At 59.1% G+C, this 14,102-nt stretch carries 12 protein-coding genes; 11 read left to right on the forward strand and 1 reads right to left on the reverse strand.

Annotation, left to right across the window (positions count from 1 at the left end; genetic code table 11):
- The first annotated feature begins 24 nt into the window (after window positions 1–24).
- From AUC60_RS07650 to AUC60_RS07685, 8 genes are all read left to right on the forward strand, one after another.
- Window positions 25–2,241 (forward strand): DNA internalization-related competence protein ComEC/Rec2, encoded by a 2,217-nt coding sequence (locus tag AUC60_RS07650; RefSeq protein WP_087265484.1) that lies wholly within the window; start codon window positions 25–27, stop codon window positions 2,239–2,241.
- 81 nt (window positions 2,242–2,322) lie between these two features.
- Entirely contained in the window at window positions 2,323–2,997 is a 675-nt protein-coding gene (locus AUC60_RS07655; protein ID WP_027898764.1) for a MotA/TolQ/ExbB proton channel family protein, read from the forward strand.
- The gene (locus AUC60_RS07660) at window positions 2,994–3,425 is read left to right on the forward strand and encodes an ExbD/TolR family protein (protein WP_087265485.1); all 432 of its coding nucleotides are present in this window, start codon (window positions 2,994–2,996) and stop codon (window positions 3,423–3,425) included. The genes AUC60_RS07655 and AUC60_RS07660 overlap by 4 nt, the downstream gene beginning before the upstream one ends.
- The gene (gene lpxK, locus AUC60_RS07665) at window positions 3,425–4,420 is read left to right on the forward strand and encodes a tetraacyldisaccharide 4'-kinase (RefSeq protein ID WP_087265486.1); all 996 of its coding nucleotides are present in this window, start codon (window positions 3,425–3,427) and stop codon (window positions 4,418–4,420) included. The genes AUC60_RS07660 and lpxK overlap by 1 nt, the downstream gene beginning before the upstream one ends.
- A gap of 17 nt (window positions 4,421–4,437) precedes the next feature.
- Entirely contained in the window at window positions 4,438–4,623 is a 186-nt protein-coding gene (locus tag AUC60_RS07670; protein WP_087265487.1) for a Trm112 family protein, read from the forward strand.
- A complete protein-coding gene (kdsB, locus tag AUC60_RS07675; protein ID WP_087265488.1) occupies window positions 4,620–5,384 on the forward strand; it encodes a 3-deoxy-manno-octulosonate cytidylyltransferase in 765 nt (254 codons plus the stop codon). Before AUC60_RS07670 ends, kdsB begins: the two co-directional genes overlap by 4 nt.
- The gene (gene murB, locus AUC60_RS07680) at window positions 5,381–6,400 is read left to right on the forward strand and encodes a UDP-N-acetylmuramate dehydrogenase (RefSeq protein WP_087265489.1); all 1,020 of its coding nucleotides are present in this window, start codon (window positions 5,381–5,383) and stop codon (window positions 6,398–6,400) included. Before kdsB ends, murB begins: the two co-directional genes overlap by 4 nt.
- 126 nt (window positions 6,401–6,526) lie before the next feature.
- Window positions 6,527–7,120 carry a nucleotidyltransferase family protein gene (locus AUC60_RS07685; RefSeq protein WP_087265490.1) on the forward strand — a complete coding sequence of 198 codons (594 nt, stop codon included), beginning with the start codon at window positions 6,527–6,529 and terminating at the stop codon, window positions 7,118–7,120.
- Between the two features lie 211 nt (window positions 7,121–7,331).
- Here AUC60_RS07685 and rne read toward each other — a convergent pair whose 3' ends face one another.
- Window positions 7,332–10,601, reverse strand: coding sequence for a ribonuclease E (gene rne / locus AUC60_RS07690; RefSeq protein ID WP_455567068.1), 3,270 nt, complete (start codon window positions 10,599–10,601; stop codon window positions 7,332–7,334).
- Between the two features lie 714 nt (window positions 10,602–11,315).
- Between rne and rluC the strand changes: the two genes are divergently transcribed.
- From rluC to AUC60_RS07705, 3 genes are read left to right on the forward strand one after another with little or no spacing between them, the layout of a single operon-like run.
- Complete coding sequence (rluC, locus tag AUC60_RS07695) at window positions 11,316–12,272, forward strand: 23S rRNA pseudouridine(955/2504/2580) synthase RluC (protein ID WP_087265492.1); 957 nt, start codon at window positions 11,316–11,318, stop codon at window positions 12,270–12,272.
- Window positions 12,262–12,960: an HAD-IA family hydrolase gene (locus tag AUC60_RS07700; RefSeq protein WP_087265493.1), complete on the forward strand. Its 699-nt coding sequence runs from the start codon at window positions 12,262–12,264 to the stop codon at window positions 12,958–12,960. The genes rluC and AUC60_RS07700 overlap by 11 nt, the downstream gene beginning before the upstream one ends.
- Before the next feature lie 7 nt (window positions 12,961–12,967).
- Window positions 12,968–13,972, forward strand: coding sequence for a S49 family peptidase (locus AUC60_RS07705; protein WP_087265494.1), 1,005 nt, complete (start codon window positions 12,968–12,970; stop codon window positions 13,970–13,972).
- Window positions 13,973–14,102 lie beyond the last annotated feature (130 nt).

Consider the following 14,102-nt stretch of genomic DNA (forward strand, 5'->3'; position numbering starts at 1 on the left):
CGACGTTATCGGGATGAGCTTCTTATGCGCACAGGGATGTTCGCGCTGGCCTTGGGGTTGTTGGCGTTACGCTTTTTACCCGCATTGCCGCCGTTGTGGTTGTTGCTGTGCATGCCGGTGTTGGCCTTGATGTTGTTGCCGTTTCGCACCTATCCCGTGGCTTTCTTTTTATTTGGATTCACCTGGGCGTGTGTGTCGGCGGAAAGGGCACTGGATGATCGTCTTTCGCCGCGGCTGGACGGCCAGACAGTTTGGTTGCAAGGCAAGGTCGTCGGTTTGCCGGCAGTCGCTGAAGGCGTAGTGCGTTTTGAGCTGGAAGATGTTCAATCTCGGCGCTTTCTATTGCCGGAGCGCATGCGGGTAGCCTGGTATGGCGGCCCTGAAATACGCAGCGGCGAGCGCTGGCGTCTGGCGGTCAAGCTCAAGCGTCCGGGCGGGCTGGCCAATCCATATGCCTTCGATTACGAAGCCTGGCTACTGGCTCAGCGTATCGGCGCTACGGGCACCGTTGCTGATGGACAGTTGCTGGCGTCTGCCACGTCTGGCTGGCGAGATGTCATACGCCAGCGTCTATTGGCGGTTGATGCACAAGGTCGAGAAGGCGCTCTGGCTGCGCTGGTTCTGGGTGACGGTTCGGGGTTAAGCACGGTCGACTGGCAGATCCTGCAAGACACCGGCACCGTGCACCTTCTGGTTATTTCCGGGCAGCACGTAGGCTTGTTGGCGGGTGTGATGTACGCGCTGATCGCCGGTCTGGCACGTTGGGGGCTATGGCCACGCGTGCTGCCGTGGTTGCCATGGGCGTGCGGGCTGGCGTTCAGTGCGGCGTTGGGGTATGGCTTGCTCGCAGGCTTTGAAGTGCCGGTGCGCCGGGCGTGCGTCATGGTCGGCATGGTCTTGCTTTGGCGGTTGCGCTTTCGACATCTCGGGGTTCTCTGGCCGCTGCTGCTGTCGTTGAACGCGGTGCTGGTATTTGAGCCGTTGGCCAGTTTGCAACCGGGCTTCTGGCTGTCATTTATTGCCGTGGCGATTCTGATTCTGATATTCGGCGGGCGGCTGGGCGCCTGGAGTTGGCTACAAAGCTGGACACGCGCGCAATGGTTGATAGCCATTGGGCTGTTACCGGTGTTGCTGGCGCTGAACCTGCCCATCAGTCTGAGTGGTCCGTTAGCCAATCTTGTCGCGGTGCCGTGGGTGAGTTTTCTGATCCTGCCGCCTGCGCTGCTCGGGACCTTGCTGCTGCCTGTTCCTTATTTGGGAGAAGGGCTGTTATGGCTGGCAGGTGGTGCGCTGGAATGGTTGTTCAGGTTTCTCGGTTGGGTCGCGGGGTGGTTGCCTGCCTGGGTGCCGAGCGCCATTCCTGTCTCGGCCTGGGTGTTGAGTCTGCTGGGCGGTGTGTTGTTGTTATTGCCCAGCGGTGTGCCATTACGGGGGCTAGGTTGGCCACTTTTGCTGCTATGTGTCTTCCCGCCCTTGAAAAGCGTGCCTTACGGTCAAGTCGAAGTCCTGCAACTGGACGTCGGGCAGGGGCTGGCGATTCTCTTGCGCACCCGACATCACTCGTTGCTGTACGACGCCGGGCCGCGCTTCGGTGAATTCGACATCGGCCAGCGGGTCGTACTGCCCGCCATCCGCAAGACCGGCGCGCGTGAACTTGATCTGATGCTGATCAGCCACGCCGACGCCGATCACGCCGGTGGTGCGCAGGCGGTCCATCAAGGCCTGCCGGTAAAGCGAGTGCTGGCGGGGGAACTGGACAGGCTGCCGCCTTTGCTGAAGGCGCAACTGTGCGTCAATGATGAGCGCTGGGAATGGGACGGTGTGGTGTTTTCCACTTGGCGCTGGAGTGACGCTCGAGAGGGGAATCAGGCCTCGTGCGTGTTGATGGTCGATGCTCAAGGTGAGCGTTTGTTGCTGACAGGGGATATTGACGCCGAGGCCGAGCAAGCCCTGATCGACAGTGGTCGGGACGTGCGCGCTGAATGGCTGCAGGCGCCACACCACGGGAGTCGTACTTCCTCTTCGAAAAGTTTTCTGCGCGCCGTGGCCCCTGACGGCGTGTTGATTTCCCGAGGGCGCAATAATGCCTTCGGGCACCCGCATCCATTGGTTATGGCACGCTATCAATGGTTCGGCATTCCCACCTGGGACAGTGCCGAGCTGGGGGCTATCAGTCTGCAACTCGGAACGTTCGACAAGCCGCGGTCGCAGCGGGCCGAGAGGCGATTCTGGCGTGACTGACGCAAGGATATCGATCGCAGGCTTCGGCGAGTCGCCGACCCTATGTTAGAGTGGCGCCAATTTTTCGAGGGAGTCGTCACTGTGTGGGAACTGGTCAAATCTGGCGGTTGGATGATGCTGCCGATCATTCTGAGTTCCATTGCTGCGGTCGGCATTATCATCGAGCGCCTCTGGACCCTTCGTGCTAGCCGCATTACCCCGCCTCATCTGGTAGGACAAGTCTGGCAGTGGATTCAGGACAAGAAACTCGACAAGGAAAAGCTCAAGCAATTGCGTGCCGATTCCCCTCTGGGTGAAATCCTTGCCGCAGGCCTGGCCAATTCACGGCATGGCCGCGAAATCATGAAAGAGTGCATTGAAGAAGCTGCTGCCCGGGTCATTCACGATCTGGAGCGCTACCTCAGTGCTCTGGGCTCCATCGCGGCCATGGCGCCTTTGCTGGGCTTGCTGGGTACGGTGCTGGGCATGATCGACATTTTTGGTTCGTTCAATGCCACGGGTAATACGGCCAACGCCTCGGTACTGGCGGGCGGTATTTCCAAGGCGCTGATCTGCACAGCATCGGGCCTGATCGTCGCGATTCCTGCGATCTTTTTCCATCGTTATCTGCAAAGCCGGGTCGATGAACTGGTCGTCGGCATGGAGCAGGAAGCTATCAAGCTGGTGGAAGTGGTACAGGGCGATCGCGAAGTCGACCTCAACGATCCGAAGATTGACCTCAAGTCGCAGGCTCGGGGCGAGGGTCGTAAAAAGTGAAGTTCCGTCGTCGCAAGGTCAGGGAGAACATCGACATCAACCTCGTTTCGTTGATCGATGTGGTGTTCATCCTGCTGCTGTTCTTCATCGTGACCACTACCTTCACCCGTGAAACCCAACTGCGTGTCGACTTGCCGCAAGCGGTGACCGGCGCTCCGGAAACCGACGCCGAGCTCAAGCATCTGGATATCACTATCAATGCTGACGGCGTCTTTTCGGTGAACAACCAGTTGCTGCCGAAAAACGACCTGCAGACCTTGATAGATGCACTTCAGCGCGAGTCTGCAGGTGATACCAGCCTGCCGCTGTCGATCAGTGCCGACGGCAAAACCCCGCATCAATCGGTGATCACTGCCATGGACGCCGCAGGCAAGCTGGGTTTCAGCCACCTGCGCATGACCACGGTCGAAGCTGCACCGGCTAACTGATGGCTTTTTCTGATCGTATGCTCGACGCCTGGTACAAGGGCCACCCGGCGTTGACGCTGCTGCGTCCGCTGGAAAGCTTGTATCGGCGGGTCGTGCAGGGCAAGCGTGAGCGTTTTCTGGCGGGGCAGGGAGAGATATACAAAGCACCTGTGCCGGTGGTTGTCGTGGGTAACATCACCGTTGGCGGTACCGGCAAGACACCGCTGATCCTGTGGATGATCGAACACTGTCGCCGCCGTGGCCTGCGGGTCGGCGTGGTCAGTCGCGGTTACGGTGCCAAACCGCCGAGCCTGCCGTGGCGCGTGACCGCCGAGCAAAGCGCGGCTCAGGCAGGCGACGAACCCCTGCTGATCGTACAGCGCAGCGGCGTACCGTTGATGATCGATCCGGATCGCAGCCGTGCGGTGCAAGCGCTGCTCGACAGTGAACCGCTGGATCTGATTCTGTCCGATGACGGCCTGCAGCACTATCGACTGGCGCGGGATCTTGAGCTGGTGTTAATCGATGCTGCTCGTGGGCTGGGTAACCGTCGTTGTTTGCCCGCTGGCCCGCTGCGCGAACCTGTCGAGCGCCTCGAGAGCGTTGATGCGTTGCTTTATAACGGGGCCAGTGCGGACCGGGATGACGGCTACGCCTTTCAGTTGCAACCTTCGGCGCTGGTCAATCTGCGCAGCGGCGAGCGTCAGGCGCTGGATTACTTTCCGGCGGGGCAGGCGGTTCATGCCGTGGCCGGTATCGGTAATCCTCAGCGTTTCTTCAATACCCTCGAAGGGCTACACTGGCGACCAGTCACCCACGCGTTCGCCGACCATGCTGTTTTCAGTGCTCAAGCGCTGACCTTTTCTCCGGCTCTGCCTGTTGTCATGACCGAGAAGGATGCCGTGAAATGCCGGTCCTTCGCGGCGGATGACTGGTGGTACCTGGCTGTGGATGCGGTGCCATCCGATGCATTTGTCAGCTGGTTCGATTCGCAGTTGTTACGTCTTTTGCCATGATTCGCTCAGGATTTCTTATGGACACCAAATTACTCGACATCCTCGCCTGCCCTATCTGCAAGGGGCCGCTGAAACTCAGCGCCGACAAAACCGAGCTGATCAGCAAAGGCGCAGGCCTGGCTTTCCCGATCCGCGATGGCATTCCAGTGATGCTGGAAAGTGAAGCGCGGACTTTGACTACCGACGAGCGCCTGGACAAATGACCGCATTTTTCACTGTTGTCATCCCGGCGCGTTTCGGCTCCAGCCGTTTTCCGGGCAAGCCGCTCAAGGAGATCGCTGGCAAGCCGATGATTCAGCATGTCTGGGAACAGGCACGCAAGAGCAGCGCAGCCCGGGTTGTGGTTGCCACAGACGACGCGCGCATCGTTGAGGCCTGCAAGGCTTTTGGCGCTGAAGTGCTGCTGACCCGTGAGGATCACAACTCTGGCACCGATCGCCTGGCTGAAGTCGCCACGCAACTGGGCCTGGAAGCCGACGCCATTGTGGTCAATGTTCAGGGCGACGAGCCGATGATCCCGCCTGCGGTGATTGATCAGGTCGCTGATAATCTTGCTGCTCACCCTGAAGCGCGCATGTCGACCCTGGCTGAGCCTATCGACGATGTGGCCGCATTGTTCAATCCGAACGTCGTGAAAGTCGTCTCCGATATCAATGGTCTGGCGCTGACCTTCAGCCGCGCGCCGTTGCCTTGGGCGCGGGATGCCTTGGCAAAGGATCGCGAGCAATTGCCTGCGGGCGTACCGTATCGTCGGCATATCGGCATTTATGCTTATCGCGCAGGTTTCCTGCACGATTTCGTCAGTTGGGGCCCATGCTGGCTCGAAAACACAGAAAATCTCGAGCAGTTGCGCGCGCTCTGGCACGGCATACGGATTCACGTTGCCGACGCGCTTGAAGCGCCGCCGGCCGGCGTAGATACCCCTGAAGACCTTGAGCGCGTACGCCGCTTGCTGGAGATTTGACGTTGCAACTGCAGTCCGCTGTTTCACTCAAGCCGTTCAACACCTTTGGCGTTGATGTAGCGGCGCGGCTGTTCGCCGAAGCCCATAACGACGATGACGTGCGCGAGGCATTGGCCTATAGCGCGAAGCATGATTTGCCGTTGATGGTGATTGGCGGTGGTAGCAATTTACTGTTGACCGGTGATGTTCAGGCACTGGTCCTGCGCATGGCCAGCCGTGGTGTCCGGATCATCCGGGAAGATTGCCGACATGCTGTCGTTGAGGCTGAAGCCGGTGAGCCTTGGCATCCCTTTGTGCAGTCGTGCCTGGAGTTGGGGCTTGCCGGGCTGGAAAATCTCAGTCTGATCCCCGGCACCGTCGGCGCTGCGCCGATGCAGAACATTGGTGCCTACGGGGTTGAGATCAAGGATGTATTTCACAGCTTGACAGCTCTCGACCGCCAGACCGGTGAGCTGCGCGACTTCTCCCTTGAGGAGTGCGCGTTTGGTTATCGCGACAGTTTGTTCAAGCATGAGACCGGCCGCTGGCTGATCCTGCGGGTACGCTTCACCCTCAACTACAGTGCTGAGTTGCATCTGGACTATGGTCCCGTGCGTCAGCGTCTGGAAGAGCAGGGTATCGCGCAGCCGACGCCCCACGACGTCAGTAACGCGATTTGCGCCATTCGCAGCGAGAAGCTGCCGGATCCTGCCGTGCTGGGCAACGCGGGTAGTTTCTTCAAGAATCCGCTGGTGCCCGCTGCTTTGGCTGACCAGATCAGGCTCAAGCATCCCGCGCTGGTGGGTTATCCACAGCCTGACGGCCAAGTGAAACTCGCTGCAGGCTGGCTCATCGAGCAGGCTGGCTGGAAGGGCTACCGTGAAGGTGACGCTGGCGTGCATCGTTTGCAATCGTTGGTGTTGGTCAACTACGGTCATGCAACGGGCGTGCAGTTATACGCCTTGGCTCAGCGCATACAGGCGGATATTGCCAAGCGCTTTGGCGTTGAGCTGGAAATGGAACCCAATCTGTATTGAGCTGAAAATCGCGACCTCGCGTTACTCGTGCGCTCCCACAGAATCTACGTCTGCTTCGCGCCAGAGATGTACACAAAAACCACTGTAAATGTTGTGTAGTCACCTATGCCCTGGAAGGGAGTAACCATGACCAACACTGTTTGCGCCATCGTGCTCGCTGCCGGAGAAGGTACTCGGTTTCAAGCCATTGCCGGACAAGGTCAGAGCAAGTTGCTGGCTCATTGCATTGGTCGTGATGGAGTAGAGCGTCCGGTGCTGGAGCAGGCACTCGTCAATCTGCAAGGGGTTGTCGACAAGGTTGTGGTGATTACCCGACCTGGTTATCCAAAGATCATCGCACTTGCCCATCAATATCGCTGTGAGCTGGTCATGCTGGCTTCAGCGGGCATGGGTGACAGCATCGCGGCGGCTGTGGCTGCTGAGCCTGATCATCGTGCCTGGTTGATCGTTTTAGGCGATATGCCGTTTATCCTGCCTCAAACCCTGCACAAGGTTGCTGCTTCATTGGAGGGCGGTCGGATTTCTGTACCTGTCCTGAGTGGCGAACTGGGTCATCCGGTGGGTTTTGGTAATCAATATGGTCCTTCGCTGATGGCATTGAGCGGTGATCAGGGCGCACGACGATTGTTCAAGGAGGGCTGCGTTCAGCAGGTCGAAGTTGATGATCCGGGCGTGCTGTGGGATGTGGATGTGCCGGATCGATTGATGTTTGTTCAGTGACGCCGCGATTGCTGGCCTCGTAACCTCGATGATCTCCTACAGATCCGGGCAACTTTTGGATGCGCTGCATTTTATGTAGGAGCTGCCGAAGGCTGCGAAAGCGGCCTTCCTGATACACCGCCATCGCAGCCTTCGGCAGCTCCTACAGATCACTCGCCCACAAAAAAGCCCCACCCGCTTTCGCAGGTGGGGCTTTTTATTCAGTCAAGAATCAAGCGAGGGGTTTAGGCTCGGTGCTCTCTTCCTTGGCTTCGTGGTGCTGCGTGACTGCTTCGTCAGTCGGCTGCGGGTTCTGCTCGGCAACCGGAGCAGGTTCTACTGCCTCGACTGCTGGTTGAACCGCTTCGACTTCAGTTGCCACAGGGGCTGCAGTATTGGCTGCGGCCTCTTCAGCTTCCTTCTGCAGACGCTCGGCTTCGCGCTTGCGACGACGCACTTCACGTGGATCGTTTGGTGCACGACCGTTGCTACTCATCGGCAGGGCAGGGGTTTCAGCGACGACAGCCACTGCTGCTTCGGCCGTAGGCGGGGTTGCAACGACTTCAGGCGCGGCGTACGGAGCTGGCTCCTCGGCAACGACTGGCGCCGGGGTCGGCAGCTCAGCCGATTCAGAGGCCGGAGCCTCTTCACGGGCTGGAGTAGCTTCTTCGACCTGTGGTGCTGGTGCTGGTGTAGGCGACGGCTCTGGCGTTGGCTTGAACGGCACAACACGTTCGGCGTGCGGCGCTTCGAACAACTCAGTCTGTGCTGCCAGAGCTGGCGCCTCTGCAATCACCTGCGGAGCCGCTTCAACGACCTGCTGCACTTCTACGTCCGGAGCGGTTTCAGCTTTCGGCGCCTTGTCAGCAACCGGGGCTTCTACGGCAGGCGTTTCAACGGCTGGCGCTTCGAACGCTGGAGTCTGAATCGAAGGGGTCTCGATCACAGCTTGCGGTACGAACGAGGAGTCAGCTGAGTCAACGGTTGCAGTAGCACGCTCTGCCTGGCGGTGAGCTTCGGCTTCTGCAGGTGCGCTGATGACGCTGCTGGCAACAGCTGCGGTTGCTGCGGTGATAGCCAGACCGGCTGCCACTTCAGTGTTGGCGGATTCGCTGCCTTCTTCTTCGGAGCCTTCCGAGCCTTCGATCACATTGCCGTTTGCGTCACGCTGACGCTCACGACGGTTGCTGCGGCGACGCTGACCACGGGAGCGGCGGCGAGGGCGATCGCCTTCTGCACCGTCCTGATGATCGTCAGTTGCCAGTTCTTCATTTGGCAGCACTTCATCTTCGCTGACCGCGGCAGCGGCCTGCTCTGCACGTGGCTGGCGTTCTTCACGAGGTGCGCGTGGTTGGCGCTCTTCGCGCGGGGCGCGCTCCGGGCGGTCTTCACGTGGCGCTGCGTCGGCTGCGGGAGCGGCATCCAGCGGCTCGCGCAATTCGCGAACGCGTTCTTCACGTGGCTTGCGGTCTTCACGAGGAGCACGTGGTGTGCGTGCACGCTCCTCACGTGGAGCGCGGGCCGGACGTTCTTCACGCGGTGCTGCGCTGTTCTCTTCAACGGCCTCGCGTGGAGCGCGCGGTGCACGTTCTTCACGAGGTGCGCGTTCCTCACGCGGTGCACGCTCTTCGCGTGGAGCACGTTCGGCGCGCTCTTCACGTGGTTTGCGTTCTTCGTCGCGACGGTTGTTGCGGCCACGGCTTTGTTGGCGACCGTTACGGCGTTCTTCGTTGCGGGCTGGGCGCTCGGCAACTGGTTTCTCAACCACAACCGGGGCGGCTGGCTCTTCCTTGGTGGCGAACAGGCTTACCAGGGACTTGACCAGGCCTTTGAACAGGCTTGGCTCGTGAGCGGCCGGAGCTGGAGCGGCAGGCGCGGCTTCAACCGGAACCGGAGCATTGGCGCGCGGCGGAGCGGTTTTAACGGCGGCTTCCTGACGAACCAGTGTGCGGGTAGCAGCAGCTGGCTGAACTTCTTCCACTTCAGCAGCGGCAGCAGCGATTTCGTAGCTGGACTGCAGCGTGTGAGCTTCCGGGCTGTCATCACGCAGGCGCTGAACTTCGAAGTGCGGCGTTTCCAGGTGATCGTTCGGCAGGATGATGATGCGGGCACGAGTGCGCAATTCGATCTTGGTGATCGAGTTGCGTTTTTCGTTGAGCAGGAAAGCGGCAACCGGAATCGGCACTTGGGCGCGGACTTCGGCAGTGCGGTCTTTCAGGGCTTCTTCTTCGATAAGGCGCAGGATGGCCAGCGACAGCGATTCAACGTCACGGATGATGCCGGTGCCGTTGCAACGCGGGCAGACGATGCCGCTGCTTTCGCCCAGAGATGGACGCAGGCGCTGACGGGACATTTCCAGCAGGCCGAAGCGCGAGATGCGACCAACCTGAACGCGGGCGCGGTCGGCTTCCAGGCTTTCGCGGACTTTTTCTTCCACAGCGCGCTGGTTCTTGGCAGGCGTCATGTCGATGAAGTCGATGACGATCAGGCCGCCGATGTCACGCAGACGCAATTGACGGGCGATTTCTTCAGCCGCTTCAAGGTTGGTCTGCAGCGCGGTTTCTTCGATGTCGCTGCCTTTAGTGGCGCGCGCCGAGTTGATGTCGATGGACACCAGGGCTTCGGTTGGATCGATAACGATGGAGCCACCGGAAGGCAGTTCAACGACGCGCTGAAAGGCGGTCTCGATCTGGCTTTCGATCTGGAAACGGTTGAACAGCGGAACGCTGTCTTCGTACAGCTTGATCTTGCTGGCGTACTGCGGCATTACCTGACGGATAAAGGTCAGCGCTTCTTCCTGGGCTTCGATGCTGTCGATCAGCACTTCGCCGATGTCCTGGCGCAGGTAATCGCGGATGGCGCGGATGATCACGTTGCTTTCCTGATAGATCAGGAATGGAGCAGCGCGATCCAGCGAAGCTTCTTTGATGGCGGTCCAGAGTTGCAGCAGGTAGTCGAGGTCCCACTGCATTTCTTCGCTGCTGCGGCCCAGGCCGGCAGTACGAACGATCAGACCCATGTCAGCTGGAGCAATCAGGCCGTTCAGCGCTTCGCGCAGTTCGTTGCGCTCTTCGCCTTCGATGCGGCGCGAGATGCCACCGGCACGCGGGTTGTTTGGCATCAGGACCAGGTAACGACCGGCCAGGCTGATGAAGGTGGTCAGGGCTGCGCCTTTGTTGCCGCGCTCTTCCTTTTCGACCTGAACGATGACCTCCTGGCCTTCGCTCAGGACGTCCTTGATGTTGACGCGGCCTTCAGGGGCTTTCTTGAAGTACTCGCGGGAGATTTCTTTGAGAGGCAGGAAGCCGTGGCGCTCAGAGCCGAAATCGACAAAGGCAGCCTCAAGGCTGGGTTCGATACGAGTGATCCGGCCTTTATAGATATTGGCCTTCTTCTGCTCGCGGGCACCGGACTCGATGTCCAGGTCATATAAGCGCTGGCCGTCTACCAGTGCAACGCGCAACTCTTCGGGTTGAGTTGCGTTAATCAACATTCTTTTCATGTAGTACCGTCGGTTTCCGGGCTGCCGGAAACGGCGTTCGGCACACACGACTTCTCACGGTCGGTGTCAGGGCACGTCAGGAGTGGTTGGACACTCCAGTGTCTAGCGAGATTGCCGGCCAACGGGGCCGGAGTCGCGACGACGTTTCCTGCTTGCTGTGGTGACAAAAGACACCCTTTCAGCAAAAGCTTTGTCAGGAGGAGGAATCGACCATCGGTAGCGGACGAGATGAAGCGTCTAAAACAAGCCTTGTGCTACACAGTCCGATGGTTGTGCGTCTCCACCCTACACGTATCCCTGATAATTCGGGTGCTGCCGCGCGCTGAATCCGCAACGGGTTGGCATTTACCGCGGCCTTCCAGAGGGAGGGTCGCGCATCATGGCTTAAGGCGTTTGTTTCCGAAACATTCGCTCGGAGTGTCTGTAAACGACTGCACTTTGTGAACTGGCCGTGATTTTTTAGCTCTGAAGGCGAGTGATAACTCTGCGATCTGGCGTCTATCAGGCCTCATGTCACCTGCGCTTGTAACGTTTGCAACCAATCCGTTGTCACCGAAAGCCCCGTAGGACGGCCTCGCGTCCTCGTGAATTGCGTAGGGCAGGGCCGGTCATAAACCGTTTGTCCGCTGTCCAGGCCGCTTTTGGCGGCGTTCGCGACTATAGCAGCAATCATTAAGTGCTTCAAATCCATAAAAAATTGTTATGATTTGCGCCATGACGAATATCACCCCTCCAACCCCCGGCGTCCAGCTGGTAGAGGTTGCGCCGGAATATGCCGGTCAACGTATCGATAACTTTCTTGTCACTTTCCTCAAAGGCGTGCCCAAGACCCTGATCTACCGCATCTTGCGCAAAGGCGAAGTGCGGGTGAACAAGGGGCGGATCAAGCCCGAGTACAAGTTGCAGGCAGGCGACATTATTCGAGTTCCGCCGGTGCGCGTGCCTGAGCGGGACGAGCCAGTGCCTGTAGCTCAAGGTCTGTTGCAGCGCCTTGAAGCGGCGATTGTCTATGAAGACAAGGCGCTGATTGTGCTCAACAAGCCTGCGGGTATCGCCGTGCATGGCGGCAGCGGGTTGAACTTCGGTGTCATCGAGGCATTCCGCCAGATGCGCCCGGATGCGAAAGAGCTAGAGCTGGTTCACCGTCTGGATCGCGACACTTCCGGGCTGTTGATGATCGCCAAGAAGCGCAGCATGTTGCGTCACTTGCATGAGGCGCTGCGTGGCGACGGCGTCGACAAGCGTTACATGGCGCTGGTCCGCGGTCGCTGGGATACCGCTCAGAAGCGGGTCAGTGCTCCGTTGCTCAAGAGTAATCTGCGCTCCGGCGAGCGCATGGTCGAGGTCAATGACGAGGGCAAGGAAGCACTGACGATTTTTAAAGTGCTGCGCCGCTTCGGTGACTTCGCCACCATGGTCGAGGCCAAGCCGGTGACCGGTCGTACTCATCAGATTCGGGTGCACACGCTGCACGCCGGTCATGCTATTGCGGGTGACACCAAGTACGGTGACGATGATTTCAGTCGCGAGATTCGTGATCTGGGTGGCAAGCGTCTGTTCCTGCATGCTTACATGCTGACCGTGCCGCTGCAGGACGGTAGCGAGCTTAAATTGCAGGCGCCCGTGGATGAGATGTGGGCCAAGACAGTGGAGCGTTTGAGTGCGACCTGATTTTGAATCATCGAAGTACGATTTGTTGATTTTCGACTGGGACGGCACGCTGGCTGACTCAATCGGCCGTATCGTCGCTGCCATGCGCGCTGCAGCTGTCGAGAGCGGCAGACCGGAACGTGACGAGCATGCCATCAAAGGCATCATCGGCCTGGGTTTGCCCGAGGCGATTCGCACGCTTTATCCGGATATCACCGCCAATGACCTGATCGACTTCCGCCAGCATTACGCCGACAGCTATATGGCAATGGATAACGACGTCGCGTCGCCTTTATTCGATACGGTGCGCGAATCCATTGAAGGTTGGCGCGCCGAGGGTTACAAGTTGGCGGTGGCAACCGGCAAGGCGCGTCGCGGTCTTGATCGTGTGCTCAAGGCTCATGACTGGCTCGACTATTTCGACATCACCCGAGCGGCGGATGAAACCGCCAGCAAGCCTGATCCTCTGATGCTGAATGAAATTCTTCAGCATTGCGGCGTTGAGCCGGGGAGGGCGTTGATGGTGGGCGATTCCTCTTTCGATCTGCTGATGGCGCGTAACGCGGGTATGGACTCCGTGGCGGTGGGCTATGGCGCCCAATCGCTGGAGTCATTGCGTACTTATGAGCCGCAGTTGGCTATCGAGCATTTTTCCGAGCTGTGTACCTGGTTGGGTAAGCGCAGCGATCAGTCTTCATTGTTGGGGTAGTCAGTAAATGTCGGACGAATGGAAAGCACCGGTTTCCCAGGACAAGGATGAGGTCGCAGACAGCAAGGCTGATGCGAAGAGCTGGAAGCTACTGGAAAAAACCCTGTTGGCAGGGATTCAGGAGCAGCGTCGGTCGCGCCGCTGGGGCATTTTCTTCAAGTGCCTGACCTTCCTTTATCTGATCACGGCACTGTTTCTGTTTACGCCGCTGGGTGATTTCGAGAAAAGCGCCTCGCGCAGCGCAAACCACACTGCGTTGATCCAGATCGAAGGCATGATCGCCGACAAGGAGCCAGCCAGCGCCGATAACATCGTTGGCAGCCTGCGTGCAGCCTTCGAGGACCCGAAGACCAAAGGCGTGATCCTGCGCATTAACAGCCCGGGTGGTAGTCCTGTGCAATCGGGCTATGTGGCTGATGAGATCCGCCGCCTTCGCGCCGAGAAGCCGGAGATCAAGGTCTATGCCGTGATCACCGACCTGGGCGCCTCGGGTGCCTACTACATCGCCAGCGCGGCTGACCAGATCTACGCCGACAAGGCCAGTCTGGTGGGTTCAATCGGCGTCACTGCGGCAGGCTTCGGCTTTGTAGGTGCCATGGAAAAGCTGGGGGTTGATCGCCGGACCTACACGTCAGGCGAACACAAATCGTTCCTGGATCCGTTCCAGCCGCAGAAAGCAGACGAAACCGCATTCTGGCAAAGCGTGCTGGACACCACTCACCGCCAGTTCATCGCCAGCGTGAAGCAGGGTCGAGGCGATCGCCTCAAGGATAAAGATCACCCTGAACTGTTCTCCGGGCTGGTCTGGACCGGCGAGCAAGCCCTGCCGCTGGGCCTGATCGACGGACTGGGCAGCTCCAGCTACGTCGCGCGTGAAGTCATCGGCGAGAAAGAAATGGTCGATTACACCGTACAGGAGTCCCCGTTCGATCGTTTCTCGAAAAAACTGGGCGCCAGCGTTGCCGACCAAATCGCAATGTGGGCAGGCTTCAAAGGGCCGACGCTTCGCTGATTACGATTCGTAGCCAACAAAAAACCCGGCCATTGGTCGGGTTTTTTGTTTCTCGCTGACCTATTGCCGCTGTGTACCAATAGCTGGGTAGCTCAAACAAACAGGTCGGCTATCAGGCCGCCCCGCTTTT

It is taken from the genome of Pseudomonas caspiana, from assembly GCF_002158995.1.
Classification (GTDB): domain Bacteria; phylum Pseudomonadota; class Gammaproteobacteria; order Pseudomonadales; family Pseudomonadaceae; genus Aquipseudomonas; species Aquipseudomonas caspiana.